This window comes from Zoogloea dura (assembly GCF_012927165.1).
Classification (GTDB): domain Bacteria; phylum Pseudomonadota; class Gammaproteobacteria; order Burkholderiales; family Rhodocyclaceae; genus Zoogloea; species Zoogloea dura.
Window position 1 is genome coordinate 155,705 of the sequence record NZ_JABBGA010000001.1, and the last position, 15,008, is coordinate 170,712.

The 15,008-nt window shown below is 66.9% G+C and carries 13 protein-coding genes; 6 read left to right on the forward strand and 7 right to left on the reverse strand.

Going from position 1 to position 15,008, the window contains the following annotated elements; genetic code table 11:
- The first annotated feature begins 35 nt into the window (after window positions 1-35).
- From HHL15_RS00700 to HHL15_RS00720, 5 genes are all read left to right on the forward strand, one after another.
- Entirely contained in the window at window positions 36-2,063 is a 2,028-nt protein-coding gene (locus tag HHL15_RS00700) for an ABC transporter ATP-binding protein (RefSeq protein WP_169143897.1), read from the forward strand.
- 70 nt (window positions 2,064-2,133) lie between these two features.
- On the forward strand, window positions 2,134-2,490 hold the full coding sequence (locus HHL15_RS00705) for a DUF2946 family protein (protein WP_169143898.1): 357 nt from the start codon (window positions 2,134-2,136) through the stop codon (window positions 2,488-2,490).
- Between the two features lie 146 nt (window positions 2,491-2,636).
- Window positions 2,637-3,935, forward strand: a complete 1,299-nt coding sequence (locus HHL15_RS00710; protein ID WP_169143899.1) for a TolC family protein — start codon at window positions 2,637-2,639, stop codon at window positions 3,933-3,935.
- Between the two features lie 15 nt (window positions 3,936-3,950).
- A complete protein-coding gene (locus HHL15_RS00715) occupies window positions 3,951-5,192 on the forward strand; it encodes an efflux RND transporter periplasmic adaptor subunit (protein WP_328824969.1) in 1,242 nt (413 codons plus the stop codon).
- 17 nt (window positions 5,193-5,209) lie between these two features.
- The gene (locus HHL15_RS00720) at window positions 5,210-8,386 is read left to right on the forward strand and encodes a CusA/CzcA family heavy metal efflux RND transporter (protein ID WP_169143900.1); all 3,177 of its coding nucleotides are present in this window, start codon (window positions 5,210-5,212) and stop codon (window positions 8,384-8,386) included.
- A gap of 59 nt (window positions 8,387-8,445) precedes the next feature.
- Here HHL15_RS00720 and HHL15_RS26840 read toward each other — a convergent pair whose 3' ends face one another.
- The 5 genes from HHL15_RS26840 to HHL15_RS00745 all read right to left on the reverse strand — a co-directional run bounded on the left by HHL15_RS26840 (window position 8,446) and on the right by HHL15_RS00745 (window position 13,407).
- Window positions 8,446-9,756, reverse strand: a complete 1,311-nt coding sequence (locus HHL15_RS26840) for an ATP-binding cassette domain-containing protein (protein ID WP_169143901.1) — start codon at window positions 9,754-9,756, stop codon at window positions 8,446-8,448.
- Between the two features lie 17 nt (window positions 9,757-9,773).
- Window positions 9,774-10,535 carry an ABC transporter ATP-binding protein gene (locus HHL15_RS00730; RefSeq protein WP_169143902.1) on the reverse strand — a complete coding sequence of 254 codons (762 nt, stop codon included), beginning with the start codon at window positions 10,533-10,535 and terminating at the stop codon, window positions 9,774-9,776.
- Window positions 10,532-11,470: a branched-chain amino acid ABC transporter permease gene (locus HHL15_RS00735; RefSeq protein ID WP_169143903.1), complete on the reverse strand. Its 939-nt coding sequence runs from the start codon at window positions 11,468-11,470 to the stop codon at window positions 10,532-10,534. The genes HHL15_RS00730 and HHL15_RS00735 overlap by 4 nt, the downstream gene beginning before the upstream one ends.
- A gap of 3 nt (window positions 11,471-11,473) precedes the next feature.
- Window positions 11,474-12,352: a branched-chain amino acid ABC transporter permease gene (locus tag HHL15_RS00740; RefSeq protein ID WP_235943159.1), complete on the reverse strand. Its 879-nt coding sequence runs from the start codon at window positions 12,350-12,352 to the stop codon at window positions 11,474-11,476.
- A gap of 260 nt (window positions 12,353-12,612) precedes the next feature.
- A complete protein-coding gene (locus tag HHL15_RS00745; protein ID WP_169143904.1) occupies window positions 12,613-13,407 on the reverse strand; it encodes an IclR family transcriptional regulator in 795 nt (264 codons plus the stop codon).
- An 80-nt stretch (window positions 13,408-13,487) separates the two neighbouring features.
- Here HHL15_RS00745 and paaY point away from each other — a divergent pair, with 80 nt between their 5' ends.
- Window positions 13,488-14,105 carry a phenylacetic acid degradation protein PaaY gene (paaY, locus tag HHL15_RS00750; RefSeq protein WP_169143905.1) on the forward strand — a complete coding sequence of 206 codons (618 nt, stop codon included), beginning with the start codon at window positions 13,488-13,490 and terminating at the stop codon, window positions 14,103-14,105.
- 25 nt (window positions 14,106-14,130) lie between these two features.
- Here paaY and HHL15_RS00755 read toward each other — a convergent pair whose 3' ends face one another.
- Together HHL15_RS00755 and HHL15_RS00760 are read right to left on the reverse strand one after the other, a co-directional pair.
- On the reverse strand, window positions 14,131-14,595 hold the full coding sequence (locus HHL15_RS00755) for a GNAT family N-acetyltransferase (protein WP_328824970.1): 465 nt from the start codon (window positions 14,593-14,595) through the stop codon (window positions 14,131-14,133).
- Entirely contained in the window at window positions 14,592-14,933 is a 342-nt protein-coding gene (locus tag HHL15_RS00760) for an antibiotic biosynthesis monooxygenase family protein (protein ID WP_169143906.1), read from the reverse strand. The genes HHL15_RS00755 and HHL15_RS00760 overlap by 4 nt, the downstream gene beginning before the upstream one ends.
- Window positions 14,934-15,008 lie beyond the last annotated feature (75 nt).

Consider the following 15,008-nt stretch of genomic DNA (forward strand, 5'->3'; position numbering starts at 1 on the left):
GATTGAACGGGCCCCTGCGGTCCGTTTTCTTTGCGATGAACACACTGGACAAGGAAGGACAGGCCCTGTTGCGAGTGGACGGGCTTAGGGTCGAACTGGGGCCGCGCGGCAAGCCCGTACGGCCGGTGGACGGCGTGAGCTTCCAGGTGCTGCCGGGCCAGACCCTGGCCCTGGTGGGCGAGTCCGGCTGCGGCAAGTCGATGACCGCCCTGGCCTGCATGCGGCTCCTGCCGGCCGGTGGCCGGATTGCCGGCGGCAGCATCCGCCTGGGTGACGAGGCCCTGGAGGTCCTCCCCGAGACCCGCATGCGCGACGTCCGGGGCAAGCACCTGGCCATGATCTTCCAGGAGCCGGCCACCAGCCTCAATCCGGTGATGACGGTGGGTGACCAGATCGGTGAGGTGCTGGTCCGCCATCGCGGCCTGCATGGCCAGCCGGCCTGGGCCGAGGCCGAAAAGCTGCTCGAGGCCGTGGGCATTCCCGACCCGCGCCGGCGCCTGTCCGAATACCCCTTCCAGCTCTCCGGCGGCATGAAGCAGCGGGTCATGATCGCCATGGCCCTGGCCGGTGATCCGGACGTCCTGATCGCCGACGAGCCGACCACCGCCCTCGACGTGACCATCCAGGCCCAGGTGCTGGATCTGCTCCGTGATCTGCAAAACCGCCGCGGCATGGGCATGCTCCTGATCACCCATGATCTGGGGGTGGTCGCCCGCATGGCCCACCGGATCGGCGTGATGTATGCCGGGGAACTGGTGGAGACCGGCGACCGGGAGGATTTCTTCGGCAAGCCCCTGCATCCCTATTCCCGCAAGCTCTTTGCCGCCCTGCCGACGCCCGACCTGCGCGGCCGGCCGCTGGAAACCATCGTCGGCCAGGTGCCGCGGCCGGGCGAGCGCCTGCCCGGCTGCCGCTTCGCCGAACGTTGCCCGCAGGTGCGCGAGGTGTGCCGCAGCACGCTGCCGGGCCTGCACCAGGTCGGGCAACAGGCGGTACGCTGCCACCTTTATGACCCTGACCTCGGGCTGAGCTGGATCGACACCCCGCCCCCCGTGGCCAGCGTGGCCGGCGAACAGACCGCATCCCGGGGCAAGGTCCTCGATGTGGCAGACCTGAAGGTCCATTTCCCGGTGCGCAAGGGAATCTTCCGCCGGGTTGCCGGGCATGTGAAGGCCGTGGACGGCGTGACTCTGCAGGTGCCTGCAGGCCAGACCCTGGCCCTGGTGGGCGAGTCTGGCTGTGGCAAGACCACCGCCGGCAAGGCCTTGCTGAAGCTGGTGCAGGCCACCGGTGGCGAGGTCCGCTATGGCGGCCAGGAAGTCCTGTCCCTGCCGGCCAGCCGTTGGCGCCCCCTGCGCCGCGACCTGCAGATGATCTTCCAGGACCCCTTCAGCTCCCTGGACCCGCGTATGCGGGTCGGCGAGATCCTGGAGGAGGGCATGCAGGCGCTGGGCGTGGAGTCCGACGCCGCTGCCCGTGCCGAGCGCATCGAGGCCCTGCTGAACCGGGTGGGGCTGGACCCGGCCATGCGCTACCGCTTTCCCCACGAGTTCTCGGGGGGCCAGCGCCAGCGCATCGCCATTGCCCGGGCACTGGCCGTGTCGCCCAGCCTGATCGTCTGCGACGAGCCCACCAGCGCCCTGGACGTTTCCGTACAGGCCCAGATCCTCAACCTGCTGAGGGAGTTGCAGGCCGAGTACGGCCTGTCCTACCTCTTCATCACCCATAACCTGGCGGTGGTGGATTACCTGGCGCACCAGGTGGCGGTGATGTACCTCGGCCGCATCGTGGAGCAGGGAAGCACCGAAGAGGTGCTGCGCGAGCCGCGCCATCCCTACACCCGCATGCTGCTGGCGGCGGTGCCGCGGGTGGATGTGGCCGGAGACGCCTTGCCGGCCCCGGCCATTCCCCACGGGGACATGCCGTCGGCCCTCAACCCGCCCTCCGGCTGCCACTTCCACCCCCGCTGCGAGCACGCCAGCGACATCTGCCGCAGCACTTACCCGGCCGAGACCCGTCTCTCCGGCGGCCGCATGGTGCGCTGCTACCTGTACGACACCTAGCGGGAGGTGCGTGGTTCAAGCCAGCCGCCTTGCAGCTTGAGTGAACACATCTTTGGGTATACTGCCGCGCATGCGTTTCTGGCTTGCCCTGCTCCTGGCCGTTTTCATGCCGCTCCAGCTCAGCTGGTCGGCGGTGGGCGTCTATTGCCAGCATGAAACCGGCAAGAAGGCTGGCCATTTCGGGCATCACAGCCACGAGCACAAGGCCTCGGAGGCGGAGACACCCAAGCAGTCCGATCCCGGCGCCAGCCTGTCCGTCGACGAAGATTGCGGGTTGTGCCACTACAACACCCTCAAACTGCTTGCCCAGGACAGCTTCGGCCTGCCTCAATCCCTGTTGACTCCGGCACCGGAGTCCCGGTCGCCGCACTTCCGTACCCACATCCCCCCGGGCCCCGAGCGGCCCAACTGGCTCGCCGCGCTCTGATCCGGCGCGGCGGCCTGCTGTAGTTTTCCCTCAGCTTCCACCCAGGTTCTCCCCGGAGCCCGCGTTCACGCGGTGCCCGCGCCGGATCTCGTTTGTTTCGTCGTCCTGTCGGCTCGTGCCGGCGACTGCACAACAAGGAGATTTCCATGTGCACTTCCGTGCCATCCAGAACCGCATTCCGAACCCCGCTCGCGCTGCTCGCAATTCTTTCCGCGGCCGCATCCGCTGCCCACGCCCAGGCACCGTTCTCCGTACCCGCAGGCGTACTTGAGCGCCTGCCCGCCGAAGCCGGCGGCACGCTGACCCTGGCTGCCGCGCTCGAGCTGGCCTTGCGGGCCAACCCCGACATCAGCGTCGCGCTACGTGAGCGCGAAGCCAGCGAAGGTGCCGTGATCCAGGGGCATGCCCGCCCCAATCCGTCCGTCGAATACCTCGTGGAGGACCGCCGTGCCGCGACGCGTACCACGACCGTGCAGCTCAACCAGCCCATCGAGATGCCCGGCAAACGGGACGCCCGGATCGCCATTGCCGAGCGTGGCCGGGACATTGCCGATATCGAGCTGGCCAGCCGGCGCGCCGAGGTCCGTGCCCTGGTCGTCAGCGCCTTCTTCGAGGTGCTGTCGGCCCAGGAGCGGACCCGGCTCGCCCGCGACACGGTGAACCTCGCCGAGCGCGCCACGGGGGCCGTTTCGCGGCGGGTCATCGCCGGCAAGGTCTCGCCTGTCGAGGAGACCCGGGCGCGCGTGGCCGAAGCCGGCGTCCGGGTCGAGCTGGCCCAGGCCCAGGGTGAATTGCGGATCGCACGCCAGCGCCTGTCAGGGCTCTGGGGCAATCCCCTGCCACGCTTCGAGCGTGCCCAGGGCGACGTCGATGCGCTTCCGCCGGTGCCGTCCGTCGATCTGCTCAGGCAGCGCATCGAGGCCTCTCCCGTGCTGCACAAGGCCTCGCTCGAGATCACCCGGCGTGCCTCCATCACGGCGCTCGAGCGTGCCCGGCGCATTCCCGACCCCAGCATCACGCTGGGGGTGAAGCGCGCCGAGGAGCTTGGCCGCGACCAGGTGCTGCTGGGCGTGTCGATCCCGATACCCGTCCTCGACAGCAATCGCGGCAACCTGCTTGAAGCCCTCAAGCGAGAGGACAAGGCCCGGGATGAGCTCGGTGCGCTGAAGGTCCGGCTCACCGGCGATGTCCTGCAGGCCCGCGAGCGCCTGAGCAACAGCCGGCTCGAGCTTGAGTCCCTGCAGCGGGACGTGCTGCCCGGGGCGGAGCTGGCCTACGACAAGGCCGGTAAGGGCTTCGAGCTGGGCAAGTTCGGCTTTCTCGATGTCCTGGATGCCCAGCGGACGCTGTTCCAGGCACGCAGGCAATACCTCCGCGCCCTGAGCGACACCCATGGCGCCGCGGCCGAGATCGATCGCCTGCTGGCTGATCGCACTTCTGAATGAATGAAAGAGGATTCCATGATGAATCTGAACAACATCACGACCCGGATCAGCCGGAAGCACCTGCTTGCCGTGGCCCTCATCCTCGTCCTTGGCGGGGTGGCCGGTGGCTTCATCCTGCACGGAGGGCATGAGGCCGGTGCAGGCCGCGCACACGCGGACTCTGATTCCCATGACGACGCCGAGCACCATGCCAAAACCCCGGCCGGGGCGCCGGCGGAAGGGGAGGAGGGCAAGCTCTCGCTCAGCGACGAGCAGATCAGGGCCGCCGGCATCGAAGTCCACCAGGCCGGCGTGGCGCGGATCCGATCGTCGCTGCAATTGCCCGGGGAGATCCGCTTCAACGAGGACAGGACCGCGCACGTCGTTCCCCGGGTTACCGGGGTGGTCGAGAACGTCCCGGCCAATCTCGGGCAGCTCGTCAGAAAGGGGCAGGTGCTGGCCGTGCTGGCCAGCCCGGCGCTGTCCGAGCAGCGCAGCGAGCTGCTGGCGGCCCGCAAGCGCCTGAGCCTCGCCGCGACGACCTATGAGCGGGAGAAGAAGCTGTGGGAGGAGCGGATCTCCGCCGAACAGGACTACCTGCAGGCCCGGCAAGTGCTGCGCGAGGCGGAGATCGCCCTTGCCAACGTCCAGCAGAAGCTGAGCGCCATCGGGGCCGGTGCGGAGGCGGAGGGCGGCCTCAACCGCTACGTACTCCGCGCCCCCTTCGACGGCATGGTCGTCGAGAAGCACATCGCCCTGGGTGAAGCGGTCAAGGAAGACAGCCAGGTGTTCACCCTCTCCGACCTGAGCACCGTGTGGGCGGAGATCAGTGTGCCGGCCACGGATCTGGCGCGGGTCCGGGTTGGCGGAAAGGTTGCCATCCGGGCCTCGTCCTTCGACTCCACGGCGACCGGCACGGTGGCCTACGTGGGCGCGCTCATCGGCGAGCAGACCCGTACGGCGCGCGCCCGGGTGCTCCTGTCGAATCCCCAGGGAAGCTGGCGTCCCGGCCTCTTCGTGAATGTGGAGGTGGTCTCGGACGAAACCGAAGTGCCGCTTGCCGTGCTCTCCGACGCCATCCAGATCGTCGAAGGCAGGACGGTGGTGTTCGTCCGGACCGGCGACGGCTTTGCCGCCCAGTCCGTGCAGACCGGGCGCAGTGATGGGACGCGCACCGAGATCCTGTCCGGCCTCAAGGCCGGCACGCCCTACGCCGCGGCCGGCAGCTTCGTGCTGAAGGCGGAAATCGGCAAGGGTTCCGCCGAGCATGCGCACTGAACGAAAGGGGAACGATCATGTTTGAACGCATCATCCGCTTCTCCATCGAGCAGCGCTGGCTGGTCCTGCTGGCCGTTTTCGGAATGGCTGCGCTGGGCGCCTTCAGCTATCAGAAGCTGCCCATCGATGCCGTGCCCGACATCACCAATGTCCAGGTCCAGATCAACACCGAGGCGCCTGGCTACTCCCCGCTGGAAGCCGAGCAGCGCGTGACCTATCCCATCGAGACGGTGATGGCCGGCCTGCCCAACCTGGTCCAGACGCGCTCCCTGTCGCGCTACGGCCTGTCCCAGGTGACGGTGATCTTCAAGGATGGGACCGACATCTACTTCGCCCGCCAGCTGGTCAACGAGCGGATCCAGGGGGCGCGGGACAAGCTGCCTGCCGGCATCTCGCCGGCTCTCGGGCCGATCTCGACCGGGCTCGGCGAGATCTACCTATGGACGGTGGAGGCCCGGGAGGGCGCCAGAAAGGCCGACGGCAGCCCCTATAGCCCTACCGACCTGCGCGAGATCCAGGACTGGATCATCAAGCCCCAGCTGCGCAACGTGCCGGGCGTGACGGAGATCAACTCGATCGGCGGATTCGCCAAGGAGTACCAGGTGGCGCCGCTACCGGAGCGACTGGCCGCCTACGGCATGACACTGCAGGAGATCGTCATGGCGCTGGAGCGCAACAACGGCAACGTCGGGGCCGGCTACATCGAAAGGCGCGGGGAGCAATACCTGGTGCGCGCACCCGGCCAGGTGAAGACCGAAGAGGACATCCGCAATATCATCGTCGGTACCGCCCAGGGCCTGCCGATCCGCATCCGCGACGTGGCTGAGGTGGGGATAGGCCGCGAGCTGCGCACCGGGGCCGCCACCGACAACGGCCGGGAGGTGGTGCTCGGCACGGTCTTCATGTTGATCGGCCAGAACAGCCGGACAGTCTCCCAGGCGGTGGACAGGAAAATCGAGGAAATCAACCGCAACCTGCCGGCCGGGGTGGAGGCGGTCACCGTCTATGACCGCAGCGCCCTGGTGGACAAGGCCGTTGCCACGGTCAAGAAGAACCTCCTGGAAGGCGCCATCCTGGTCGTCGCCATCCTGTTCCTGTTCCTTGGCAACATCCGGGCGGCGCTGATCACCGCCTGCATCATCCCGCTGGCGATGCTGTTCACCTTCTCGGGCATGGTCGCCAATAAGGTGAGCGCCAACCTGATGAGCCTGGGCGCGCTCGATTTCGGCATCATCATTGACGGCGCGGTGGTGATCGTCGAGAACTGCGTCCGCCGGCTCGCCCACGCCCGCGCAGCCCTCGGCCGCCCCCTCGACCGCAAGGAGCGCTTTCACGAGGTCTTCAAGGCCTCGCGCGAGTCGCGGCGGGCGCTGCTGTTCGGGCAGCTGATCATCATGGTGGTGTATCTGCCGATCTTTGCCCTGACCGGCGTCGAGGGCAAGATGTTCCACCCGATGGCCTTCACCGTCGTCATCGCCCTGCTAGGGGCGATGATCCTGTCGGTGACCTTCATCCCGGCCGCGGTGGCCCTCTTCATCGGCGACAAGGTCTCCGAGAAGGAGAACCGCCTGATGCAGCTGGCCAGGGAGGCCTACGCACCTGCGCTCCAGTGGGCCATGGGGGCGCGGCCCGTGGTGCTGACTTTCGCCCTCGTGACGGTGATCCTCAGTGGCCTGATCACCACGCGGATGGGGAGCGAGTTCATCCCGAACCTCAATGAAGGGGATTTCGCCATCCAGGCCCTGCGCATCCCGGGCACCAGCCTGACCCAGTCGGTGGCCATGCAGCGGCAGCTGGAGAGCCGGCTGAAGGAGAAGTTTCCGGAGATAGAGCGCGTCTTTGCGCGGACGGGTACGGCGGAGATCGCTTCGGACCCGATGCCGCCCAACATCTCGGATGGCTACATCATGCTCAGGCCCGAGCAGGACTGGCCCGCGCCCCGGCGCAGCCGCGAGGCCCTGCTTGCCGCGATCCAGGCCGAGGTGGCCAGCCTGCCCGGCAACAGCTACGAGTTCTCGCAGCCCATCCAGCTACGTTTCAACGAGCTGATCTCCGGTGTCCGCAGCGACGTGGCGATCAAGATCTTTGGCGACGACATGGAGGTGCTGAACGGAAGCGCCGCGGAGATCGCCGCCATGCTGCAGAAGATCGCTGGGGCCTCGGAAGTGAAGGTCGAGCAGACCACCGGCCTGCCGGTGCTGACTGTTCAGATCGACCGGGAGAAGAGTTCCCGCTACGGGCTGAATGTGGGCGATGTGCAGGATGCCGTCGCCACCGCGATCGGCGGACGCGGGGCCGGGACCGTCTTCGAGGGCGATCGCCGTTTCGACATCCAGGTCCGGCTCCCCGACAGCCTGAGAAGCGATCCGGAGGCGATCAAGCGCTTGCCGATCCCGCTGCCACGCGGCGCTGCTGCGGGAGATGGCCGGGCGAACTTCATCCCGCTGGCCGAGATCGCCAGCCTGGACCTGGCCCCCGGCCCCAACCAGGTGAGCCGCGAGAACGGCAAGCGTCGGATCGTGGTGAGCGCGAATGTGCGCGGGCGGGACATCGGCTCCTTTGTAGCAGAGGCGGAACAGGGTCTGGCGCGGATCAGGGTGCCGGCGGGCTACTGGACGAGCTGGGGCGGGACCTTCGAGAACCTGCAGTCGGCCGCTGAGCGCCTGCAGATCGTGGTGCCCGTCGCGCTACTCCTCGTCTTCGTGCTGCTGTTTGCGATGTTCGGCAACATCAAGGATGGGCTGCTGGTGTTCTCGGGCATTCCGTTCGCGCTGACCGGGGGCATTATCGCCCTGTGGCTGCGTGACATTCCGCTGTCGATCTCGGCCGCGGTGGGCTTCATCGCCCTGTGCGGCGTCGCGGTGCTCAATGGCCTGGTGATGATCGCCTGTATCCGTAGCCTGCGCGAGGAGGGCCAGGCGCTCGATCGGGCGATTCAAGAGGGAGCCCTGACCCGCTTGCGCCCCGTGCTCATGACGGCCTTGGTGGCCTCCCTGGGCTTCGTCCCGATGGCGATCGCGACGGGGACGGGGGCCGAGGTCCAGCGCCCCCTGGCCACCGTCGTGATCGGCGGCATCCTCTCGTCGACCCTGCTCACCCTGCTGGTGCTGCCGCTGCTCTACCGGCTGGCCCATGGCGCGGATGAGGACACCGGAAAGGACGGGGCGACGGAAAGGCAGGTGAGACACCCGTAAAAAAGCCGGGACGGAGGGAAACCCCTCGTCCCGGCTTGGTCCCGCCCGGTGCGGCTGTCTTACATGCCCAGGTAGGCGGCACGCACCTGTTCGTTCTCGATCAGCTCGCGGCCGCTGCCGGTCAGGGTGATGTTGCCGGTCTCCAGCACATAGCCGCGATCGGCGATGGCCAGTGCCGAGAAGGCGTTCTGCTCGGCCAGCACGATGCTCATGCCCTGGGCCTTGAGGGTCTTCACCACGTTGAAGACTTCCTCCACCAGCAGCGGGGCGAGGCCCATCGAGGGCTCGTCCAGCAGCAGCAGCTTGGGCCGGCCCATCAGGGCCCGGCCGATGGCCAGCATCTGCTGCTGGCCGCCGGACAGGGTGCCGGCCGGCAGCTTCCGCTTCTCCTTGAGGATGGGGAACATGGCGTAGATCTTTTCCAGGTCGCCCTCCACCTGCTGCTTGGGCTGGGTGTAGGCGCCCAGCCGCAGGTTGTCCTCGATGGACAGCGGGCCGAACACCTGGCGGCCTTCCGGCGACTGGCAGATGCCCCGGCGCATGCGCATGTCGGAGCGCAGCTTCGAGATGTCCTCGCCATCGAAGACGATGTGTCCGGCACTCATCGGCTGCACGCCGGACAGGCTGCGCAGGAAGGTGGTCTTGCCGGCGCCGTTGGCACCCACCAGGGCCACTGTCTCACCGCGCCGCACCTCCATGGAGATGCCCTTGAGGGCCTTGATGCGGCCGTAGCAGCTTTCCAGGGCGTCGACCTTGAGCAGCACTTCGGATGAGGCCGTGGAGGACTGCAGTTCTCCGGCGCTGCTGCCGCCCAGGCCCACCGACACGGGCGCCAGGCTGGCCACCTTGTGGAACAGCTCGCGGAATTCCGCCCTCGCGGTGCTGCCGAACACCGGGTCGTCGTTGTCCAGGAAGGCCTTGTCGATCTCCTGCCAGTCCTCGGCGGTGAGCACCTCGGAGGCCAGCGGGTAGATGTCCTTCTCCTCGCTGCGGATGTGCGCCTTCTGGTCTTCGAGATACAGCCTGAGGGCTTCGACCAGGCCGCTCACGCTGCCCCGCCCGGCCACCGTGTCGGCCAGTTGCTGGCGCAGGGCGGCGAGGTTCTTGGGGGCATTGCGATGCTCGGCCTGCAGCCGGTCGAGCAGGGGGCCGGCGACGTCGCTGCGCAGGCGCAGTACGCGGAACAGGTGCTCGTCCTCCTTGCGGTGGTGGCAGCCGTCCATGAAATGCTCGAAATAGTCGAACACCGAGCCGAGGAAGGCCGGGTCGGCCTTCTGTTCGCGTTCCATTTCGGCAGCCACCTGTTCCAGGGTGATGGCCAGGCGCCACAGGTTGCGGTGCTCGTCCTTGATGATGCGGAGTGCTTCCATCTTGGTCTTCCTCGTTCTCAGGCGTGGGCGCCCAGGTAGGCGGCGATCACGTCCGGGTTCTTGCGCACTTCCTCGCCGCTGCCTTCGGCCAGCTTCTTGCCGTAGTCGAGCACCAGGATGCGGTCGGACAGGTTCATGACCATCTTCATGTCGTGCTCGACGAGGACCACGGTGATGCCGGAGTCGGCCACCTTGCGGATCAGCTCGTCCACCTCGATGGTCTCCTTGGGGTTGAGACCGGCGGCGGGTTCGTCGAGGAAGATCAGGCGCGGCTTCATGGCCAGCGCGCGGGCGATCTCCAGGCGCTTGAGGGCGCCGTAGGGCATGGAGTCGGCGCGGGCGTTGATGTACTTGTCGAGGCCGACGAAGCGCATCAGCTCGGCGGCCTCGCCGCGTAGCTCGGCGTCACGGCGGGTCAGGCCGGGCAGGCGCAGGGCGGCCTTGATGAGATTGCGGTCGAGACGCAGGTGGGCCCCCACCATCACGTTCTCGATGGCGCTCATGTTCATGCAGATCTGCAGGTTCTGGAAGGTGCGCGCCACGCCGCGGCGGGCCAGCTCGTCCGGCGACTTGCCACCGATGGACTCGCCATCGAGGCGGATCTCGCCGGAGGTGGGCTTGTACACCCCGGTGATCAGGTTGAACAGGGTGGTCTTGCCGGCGCCGTTGGGGCCGATCACCGAATAGACGATGCCCGCGTCGATGGTGAAGCTGACGTTCTGGACGGCTTTCACGCCACCGAAGTGGATGGACAGGTCCTTGACTTCGAGGAGGCTCATGCTTGATCCCCTTTGTCGAACTTCGCCGCCAGCGTCGGGACGAGGCCCTTGGGCAGGAAGATCATGCAGATCATCAGGATGGCGCCGAAGACCACGGTCTCCCAGCCTTCAAAGGTGGCCAGGGCCTGGGGCAGGGCGGTGAGCAGCACGGCGCCGACCAGGGAGCCATACACCGAGGCCATGCCGCCGATCACCACCATGGTGACCAGCTCGATGGAGTGGAAGAAGTCGGCCAGGTTGGGCGTCACGAAGCCCACGTAATGGGCGGTGACGCTGCCCATCAGGCTGGCGAAGACGGCCGACAGTACGAAGATGGCGACCTTGTAGCGGACCACGTCCACCCCCACCACCCGGGACGCCACCTCCGAGCCATGCAGGGCCCGCAGGGCGCGGCCGAAGGGCGAGTCGATCAGGTTGAGGGAGGCCCACACACTGACCGTCAGCAGGATGGCGACCACCCAGTACCACTGCTTGTCGTTCGACAGCTCGAAACCGAACAGGCCGAAGGCCGGTACCGGCATGCCGTCGGGGCCGCCGGTCCAGGTGGCCTCGTTGCGCAGCGCGATGTTGAGGATGATCCCGAGGCCCAGGGTGGCCATGGCGAGGTAATTGCCCTTGAGCTTGAAGATCGGCCGGGCCACCAGCGCGGCCAGCAGTCCGGTGGCGACGGCGCCGGCCACCATGGCCAGCAGCGGATGCCAGCCGAAGTGGGTCGGCAACACCGCCGAGGCGTAGGCACCGATGCCGAGGAAGCCGGCATGGCCCAGGCTGATCTGGCCGGCGAAGCCGATCAGCAGGTTGAGGCCGAGGACGATCACCGCATTGATGGCCATGCGGATCGCCAGGTCGAGATAGAAGCTGTTGGGCAGCACCATCGGCAGCACGGCAAGTATCGCGATGACGATGTAAAGCCCGTAATAGGCGCGTTTCTGCATGTTTTACACCCGGTCGGTGACCCGGGCGCCGAAGAGGCCGCGGGGCATGAAGAAGAGGATGAAGAGGATCAGCACGAAGGGGATCGCGTCCTTGTAGGCCGACGACAGGTAGCCCGCGCCGAGGGATTCCAGCAGGCCCACCAGCAGACCGCCGACCACCGCACCGAGGCCGTTGCCCAGGCCACCGAGCACCGCCGCGACGAAGCCCTTGAGGCCGAGCATGATGCCGGCGTCGTAGGAGGTGAGGGTGATCGGGGTGACCAGGATGCCGCCCAGCGCCCCCAGGGCCGCCGACATGGCGAAGCTCATGAAGAGCACCCCGTTGGTGTTGATCCCCACCAGCTCGGCGGCGAGCCGGTTGTAGGAGGTGGCCAGCATGGCCTTGCCGGTGAGGGTGCGGGTGAAGAAGTACCACAGCACCACCACCACCACCGCCGTGACGCCCAGCACCCACAGGCTCTGGGGCATCAGTGTGGCGCCGAGGATCTGGATCGGCTCGTCGCCCGAAAAGGCCGGCAGGCTGTGGGTGCCCTTGCCGAAGATCACCGCGACGAGACCGCGGATCACCAGCGAAGCGCCGATGGTAATGATGATCAGGGTCACCGTCTCGGCGCCCTTGACCGGCTCGATGGCCAGCTTCTCGATGAGCACGCCGACCACCGCAGGCACCAGGATGGCCAGCAGCAGTGCCACCGGCAGGGGCAGGCCGGCCTGGGTGAAGAACACCGCGAGCATGCCGCCGAGCATGATGAATTCGCCCTGGGCGAAGTTGATCACGTTGCTGGCGTTGTAGATGAGGGTGAAGCCGAGGGCGGCCAGCGCGTAGGTGGCACCAACGGTGATGCCGGAGAAGAAGAACTGCAGGAACTGGGCGAGCATCATGCGCCTCCTGAGGACATGGGCTCGGGGGTATGCGGATTCATCGTGCCTCCTGTGGTGTTGTGCCGAGGTGAGTCGGTCGGTGTTTGTTCTGTATTTTGTAATCGTTTCCGTCTATTAGAAGTGATACAATAAATTCAGTCAACAGGAAAATATGTATCAAATAGATTGATGGCTGCTGCAGCCCCGGCCGTTGCGGTCGGGGGTCTGGTGGGAGCAGTCATGCCAGCGTCCCCGGGATGAGGACGCAGAAAAAAGCCGGCTTAGCCGGCAGATTCGGAAGGGGCGCCGAGGCGGGCCGAGAGGGCCGCGGCGGCCTGGCGGAGCTCTGTGAGCGTGGGGCCGTCGTCACGCATGTCCATCGAGCCCTCGACCCCGACCAGTACGATCACCAGGGTGATCTCATTCTTGAAGTTGAATACGGGGGCAGCCACCGCCTCTACGCCGCGGATCACGTAGTCGCCCGAGATGACGGACACCCCGCGCGCCTTGACCCCCGCCAGCAGGGAGCGGGCGTCTTCCATTGTATGGACCCCGAGTGGCGCCTTGCCCGATTCGAGCTCGCGGCGGATCAGCGCTTCGGTCTGGCGCTCCGGCAGCCAGGCGGCGAAGACCCGGCCGATGGCCGAGCCGAGCACGCCGAGGGTGGTGCCGGTGACCACGTTGACGGTGATTGGGCGGCGCGGCCGTTCCCAGCGCACGATGACCGGGCCGTTGTCGCTCCACACGGCCAGCGCCGTGGTTTCATTGACCGCGTCGCGCAGGTCGGTGATGGCGCTGAGCCCCAGGCGGATGCGGTCGAGGCGATCGAGGGCGACCAGGCCCAGATTGAGGGCGAAGGGCCCCAGGTTGTAGCGGGAGGTGAGCGGGTCCTGTTCCACCAGGCCGCTGCGGATCAGGCTCACCAGGTAGCGGTGGGCCTTGGAGGGAGGCATCTCGGCAGACGCTGCGATGTCCTTCAGCATCATCGAGCGCTTGCCGGTGGCCATGGCCTTGAGGATGCCCATGCCCACTTCCAGGGACTGGACGCCGTGTTTTCCTTCCAGTTCTTCACTCATGATGTGCTCGTGTTTATGTTACGAATTCCAGAATTGGTTTTAATATTAGTAACACAACAACAGGTGAAGGAGAACCCAGCATGACGAGTCTCAAGGTTTACGCCATCGACGGCATCGTGCCCGTCGTCGATCCCACGGCCTACGTCCACCCCTCGGCGGTATTGATAGGCGATGTCATCGTCGGCCCCGGCTGCTATGTGGGCCCCTGCGCCAGCCTGCGCGGCGATTTCGGCCGGCTGATCCTCGAGAAGGGCGCCAATCTCCAGGATACCTGCGTGATGCACGGCTTCCCGGGCACCGACACGGTGGTGGAGGAAGACGGCCACATCGGCCACGGCGCCGTGCTGCATGGTTGCCGGGTCGGCCGCAACGCATTGGTCGGGATGAACGCGGTGATCATGGACAACGCGGTGATCGGCGAGGCCTCCATCGTGGCCGCCTCGGCCTTCGTCAAGGCCGGCATGGAGATCCCGCCCCGGGTGCTGGTGGCCGGCATGCCCGCCAAGGTGATCCGGGAACTCTCCGATGAGGAGATCCGCTGGAAAGGGGAGGGCACCGCCACCTACCAGGACCTCACCCGCCGCTGCCTGGCCACGATGGTGGAGACGACGCCCCTCACCGAGGTCGAACCCGACCGGCCGCGCATCCACATGCCCGACGTGGTGCCCCTGGTGGCGCTGCGCAGGAAGGACGGCTGAGGGTTCCTCCCGCTGTCGCGTGACGTCAGCGCGCGATGCGGCGGTTGTAGGCGAGAAACACGGTGTCCAGCTGCCAGCCAAGAGACTCATACAAGGCCTGGGCCTGGAGATTGCTGCGGGCGGTGGTGAGGTCCATCCGGGCCTTGCCACGTGCCCGGGCGAGATCTTCGGCCGCCAGCAAGAGGGCCCGGCCGACGCCCGAGCGGCGATGGGCGGGCTGCACGAAGAGATCGTAAAGACTGAAGATCGGCTTTGCCTCCACCGAGCAGAAGGTCGGAAAGAGCTGGCAGAAGCCCAGGATCCAGCCTTTTTGATCGCAGGCCATCAGGATTTCCGACTCCTGGCGGGCGAGGCGCTCGGTCAGGAAACGCGTCGCCGTCTCCAGGTCGGTGTCCTGCTCGTAGAAGCATCGATAGGCGTCGAAGAGCGGTGCGATGGCGGGGGCGTCGTCGGCACCGGCCAGGCGGATGGAAATGCCCGGGGCGGTCACGGCTGTGCGTCCCGCGGTGCTGGGCCTGGAGGGAGGCCACCCAGGCCGCCGTCGCCATAGGTGCGCAGAACCTCGGAGATGATGACCTGGTAGCCATCCAGCCAGTTGGACTGGTGCTCCTTGGCCTCGAGGTGCTGCGGATGCTTCACCAGCGCCTGCAGGGCTTCCAGGCTGTCCCAGTAGTACACGTTGGCCACCAGGCCGGTTTGCGGATTTTCCCAGGAGGTCTCGCCGAGATAGCCCGGGATGTCACGGGCGGCCGCGGCGATCGCCGCGTCGAGGCGATGGAATTCCGCATCGAATTCCTTCGACGCAAAGATGAAAGTCGAGGAGTACATCGCGTGGCGTCCCGTCAAAAAGCGCGGTATTAGACGCGCTGCGGTCGCCCATGACAAGCGGAAACTGCAAGGGGG

Coding starts and splice junctions, on each gene's coding strand:
- HHL15_RS00700 (WP_169143897.1), top strand. CDS start 36: ATGAACACACTGGACAAGGAAGGACAGGCCCTGTTGCGAGTGGACGGG.
- HHL15_RS00705 (WP_169143898.1), top strand. CDS start 2,134: ATGCGTTTCTGGCTTGCCCTGCTCCTGGCCGTTTTCATGCCGCTCCAG.
- HHL15_RS00710 (WP_169143899.1), top strand. CDS start 2,637: ATGTGCACTTCCGTGCCATCCAGAACCGCATTCCGAACCCCGCTCGCG.
- HHL15_RS00715 (WP_328824969.1), top strand. CDS start 3,951: ATGATGAATCTGAACAACATCACGACCCGGATCAGCCGGAAGCACCTG.
- HHL15_RS00720 (WP_169143900.1), top strand. CDS start 5,210: ATGTTTGAACGCATCATCCGCTTCTCCATCGAGCAGCGCTGGCTGGTC.
- HHL15_RS26840 (WP_169143901.1), bottom strand. CDS start 9,756: ATGGAAGCACTCCGCATCATCAAGGACGAGCACCGCAACCTGTGGCGC.
- HHL15_RS00730 (WP_169143902.1), bottom strand. CDS start 10,535: ATGAGCCTCCTCGAAGTCAAGGACCTGTCCATCCACTTCGGTGGCGTG.
- HHL15_RS00735 (WP_169143903.1), bottom strand. CDS start 11,470: ATGCAGAAACGCGCCTATTACGGGCTTTACATCGTCATCGCGATACTT.
- HHL15_RS00740 (WP_235943159.1), bottom strand. CDS start 12,352: ATGATGCTCGCCCAGTTCCTGCAGTTCTTCTTCTCCGGCATCACCGTT.
- HHL15_RS00745 (WP_169143904.1), bottom strand. CDS start 13,407: ATGAGTGAAGAACTGGAAGGAAAACACGGCGTCCAGTCCCTGGAAGTG.
- paaY (WP_169143905.1), top strand. CDS start 13,488: ATGACGAGTCTCAAGGTTTACGCCATCGACGGCATCGTGCCCGTCGTC.
- HHL15_RS00760 (WP_169143906.1), bottom strand. CDS start 14,933: ATGTACTCCTCGACTTTCATCTTTGCGTCGAAGGAATTCGATGCGGAA.